This is a genomic window from Methylophaga sp. UBA5088 (assembly GCF_002414625.1).
Taxonomy (GTDB): Bacteria; Pseudomonadota; Gammaproteobacteria; order Nitrosococcales; family Methylophagaceae; genus Methylophaga; species Methylophaga marina.
On record NZ_DIAC01000131.1, the window covers coordinates 33,804 to 37,700 of the forward strand.

The window sequence follows — 3,897 nt, forward strand, 5'->3', positions numbered from 1 at the left end:
AGCAACGTGTTGCCATTGCCAGAGCGTTTGCCTCCAGTCCGAAAATTCTGTTTGCTGATGAACCTACCGGCAATCTGGATGAAGGTAACGGTCGCATCATTATTGAACAGCTTTTTGAGATGAATAAAGAGCAGGGCACGACACTGGTGATGGTGACACATGACAACCATCTGGCAGAAAAATGTGATCGTCAACTCGTGATGTCTGCTGGTCAGCTGGTGGAAAAAAACTAATGCAATTTGCCTTACGATTACTGCTGCGTGATATCCGTAGTGGCGACATTTTAACGCTGATTTTTGCGTTGATTATTTCTGTCAGCACCGTCACTGCGATTAGTTTATTTATCGACCGTTTACAATTGTCATTTGAAAGCGAGTCAGCCAATTTAATGGCGGCTGATCGCTTGATTAGCTCTGATGATGCGATACCAAACAACTGGCAAACAAAAGCCGATGAGCTGGGGCTTAAACAGGCGCAACGCACCTCATTCCGAACCATGATATTTGCCGGTGATAATTTACAACTCAGTCAGGTTAGTGCGGTAACAGCACTTTATCCTCTCAAAGGTGTTTATCTGGTTGACGATACCTTGTTCGGTACTGGGCATGAATATACTCAGCCACCACAGCCGGGGAAAATATGGTTGTCCTCACGCCTTGCTAGTTTATTAGGCGTCAAGATTGGTGACCAGGTTGAGGTGGGCGAGACAAGCTTAACCGTTAGTCACTTTCTGGTCAGAGATCCCAATGCTAGTAGTTCAGCGTTTGCTATATCACCTCGTGCGGTGATTAATATGGCCGATCTGACAGCAACACAAGTCATTATTCCTGGTAGTCGGGTGCGTTATAGCCTGCTACTGGCCGGTGATAAGAACTTACTAGAGCAATATGAAACATGGGTGACGCCACAACTGAATGAGGGGCAACGCTGGCGAACACCAACACAAAAAGGTGAGCGTATAGGTGACACCATTGGTAAAGCACAATCCTTTTTATTATTAGCTGGAACACTGGCGGTTATCCTGTCTGGAATTGCTATGGCCTTAGCTTCCTCTCGATTTGTAAAACGCCACTTGATGCAGGTTGCCGTGTTAAAAACACTAGGTGCGACACCGAAAAAGCTAGTGCAGGTATTCCTTATCCAGTTTATCGCCCTGTTTGTAATAGGGGCTGGCATTGGTCTGGTTGCTGGGTGGGCAGGGCAACTGATTATTTCATCCATGCTGGCGGGGCTAATGTCGACCGCCTTGCCAGAACCTTCATTAAGTCGCTTATGGCTGGGTGTGGCGACAGGGCTGGTTTCCATGCTGGCATTTTGTTTTCCTTTAATGCAGCGTCTGATTAAGGTATCACCGATGTCCGTGTTGCAGCCCGGTTTTAAAGTAGAACAAAACACCCTCATCATTTATGGCATTGGTTTTGTCGGTATGTTTGGTTTGATGTACCTGTATACAGGCGGCTTAATTCTACCGAGCATTATGATGTTAGCCATTGTGGGCATTGGCGTCTTAGTCGCCTTACTCGGGTATGGCGTATTTAGCTTCGGTCGTTCACTCACCTCAGGGGCGACCAGTGGTTGGCAGATTGGCTTTGCTGCTTTATATCGTCGATTGTTTCCTAACTTATTTCAGTTATTGGTGTTTACGCTGATAATCATGCTGGGGCTGATATTAGTTGGCGTGAAATCCAACTTGATTTCAGACTGGCAACAGCAGTTGCCGGCAGATGCACCTAATCACTATTTGTTTAATGTTCAGGCCGATCAGATTGAGCAGATAGATAAGGTCACTGACTCATTGAATATTAAACGTTCAGACTGGTACCCCATGATTCGCGGTCGTGTTACCACTATCAATGATACTGCGGTGCAAACGCTTTACCCTGAAGATAAACCTGAGCCGGAACTGTTTGAACGTGAGTTAAACCTGACCTGGTCTGAGGAAATAGGTAAGGGTAGCAAGCTGATTGACGGTGACTTTAATGCGAATGGCCTGTCTATCGGGCAACGGGTGATGCAAGAAGCGAATTTGAAAATGGGCGACATGCTCACCATTAATATTGGTGGTAATGACGTTACCTTACCTATTACCTCAGTACGGGAGGTTGACTGGGGTTCAATGCAGCCCAATTTCTATCTGATTTTGCCTAAACAGGCTTTAGCAGATTACCCTGCTAACTTTGTCAGTAGTGTCTTTATCAGCCAGCAAAATGCACAACCTTTTTATAAGGCTATGTCTCAATTCCCTACGGTCTCGATGTTGAATGTCGGTGATTTATTAAAACAAGTGCAGACCGTAATCGGGCAGTTATCACAGGCGATTCAGCTGGTGTTGCTGTGCATATTAAGTGCTGGTGCGTTGGTATTACTGGCAAGCGTACGCTCAACATTAGAAGAGCGCCTGGAAGAGGGGGCTTTATTACGCGTGCTGGGTGCTAAAAAATCTTTGGTACAACAAGCCTTATTTGTCGAGTTCGGTGCACTGGGATTATTTTCCGGACTGATTGCCGCCGCTGGAGCCGAAGCCTGCCTGTATGGTTTACAGGTATTTGTCTTTAAAGCAGAAGCAAGCTGGCATCCTCTGTTATGGAGTTTAGGGCCACTAATTGGTGTAATCGTTATTTCAGCAATTGGTTTATTTGCCAGCAGAAAAGTATCCAGCGTGCCACCGATGCATTTATTACGAGAAGTGTAATTAAAACCTAAACTAACAAGTTTACGTATATATACCAGTATCTGAAGATACCTAAGGACTGGCACTATTTTTCGTCAATAGTTCAATACTTTGGCCTCATAATTCCATGGATAAGAAATTACTTCCATTAATAATCAATATGTTAAAGTTCTTCTAAAGGAATTATGAGGCGGCCTGTTTAATATTTATTATGAGGCCGGTGGCCTTTTAAAACAGACTGTTATAAGCCCTGTAAGAATTGAATTAAATTGAGAAATTAGTAATGGATTTAAAGAAACAAGCATTTTTAAGGGATGTGGGTAAAGAACTACTTGAAGAAAACGTGGCTGTTTTTGCAGGGGCCGGAATGTCAGCGGGTGCTGGATTCGTAAATTGGGCCGAATTGTTACGACCAATCGCAGATGAGCTTGGATTGGATGTAGATAAAGAAAATGATTTAGTAGCTTTAGCGCAGTTTCATTGCAACGACAATGCGAATAATCGAAGCCAGCTTAACCAGAGACTTATAGAAGAGTTTTCAAGAGAGGCTTCAGAAACAGAAAATCATAAAATACTTTGTAGGTTACCAATTAGAACCTACTGGACAACAAATTATGACAAGATTATTGAAAATGCTCTTGATAATTCTGGAAAGATAGCAGATGTAAAATATACAAAAGAGCATTTGTCTACAACAAAGCCAAAGCGTGATGCGGTCGTATACAAAATGCATGGCGATGTCGACCACGCCAACCAAGCTGTCTTGACCAAGGATGATTATGAACGATATCACGTCAAGATGGATCAATATCTAGCGAATCTTAAAGGCGATCTGATTTCAAAAACATTTATATTTATAGGATTCAGTTTTACCGATCCAAATTTGGATTACATTCTCAGCCGGGTTCGAGTTGCTTATGAAGGAAACCAAAGACGTCATTATTGTTTCATAAGAGGTGTTGAGAAAAAAGACTCTGAAGAGGTAGTTGATTTTGAGTATCGAAAGAGAAAACAAGATTACTTTGTGAAAGATTTGGAACGCTTCAACGTAAAAACAATTCTGGTTGACGATTTTTCTGAAATAACAGAGTTGCTGGGGCGATTAGAGCAGAATTATAAATCTAAAACTATTTTTATATCAGGTGCCGCCCATGAATATGGTGAAATGGGGGAACACAACGCCTTAAAATTTGTATATCAATTAAGTCGAAAACTCGTATCACAAG

General features: G+C 42.9%; 2 protein-coding genes and 1 pseudogene. All 3 read left to right on the plus strand.

The annotated features are described in order from the left end of the window. A pseudogene (locus tag B4K20_RS16285) lies at positions 1-233 on the plus strand (ABC transporter); the annotation flags it as partial. Beyond that, positions 233-2,692 (plus strand): ABC transporter permease, encoded by a 2,460-nt coding sequence (locus B4K20_RS16290; protein WP_289283720.1) that lies wholly within the window; start codon positions 233-235, stop codon positions 2,690-2,692. The pseudogene B4K20_RS16285 and the gene B4K20_RS16290, both read left to right, overlap by 1 nt. 262 nt (positions 2,693-2,954) lie before the next feature. Then, positions 2,955-3,897, plus strand: a 943-nt coding sequence (locus tag B4K20_RS16295; protein WP_289283721.1) for an SIR2 family protein, incomplete at its 3' end; no start/stop codon positions are given.

Bases quoted from the DNA above. Each gene is read 5' to 3' on its own strand.
- B4K20_RS16290 (WP_289283720.1), top strand. From the start codon at position 233: ATGCAATTTGCCTTACGATTACTGCTGCGTGATATCCGTAGTGGCGAC.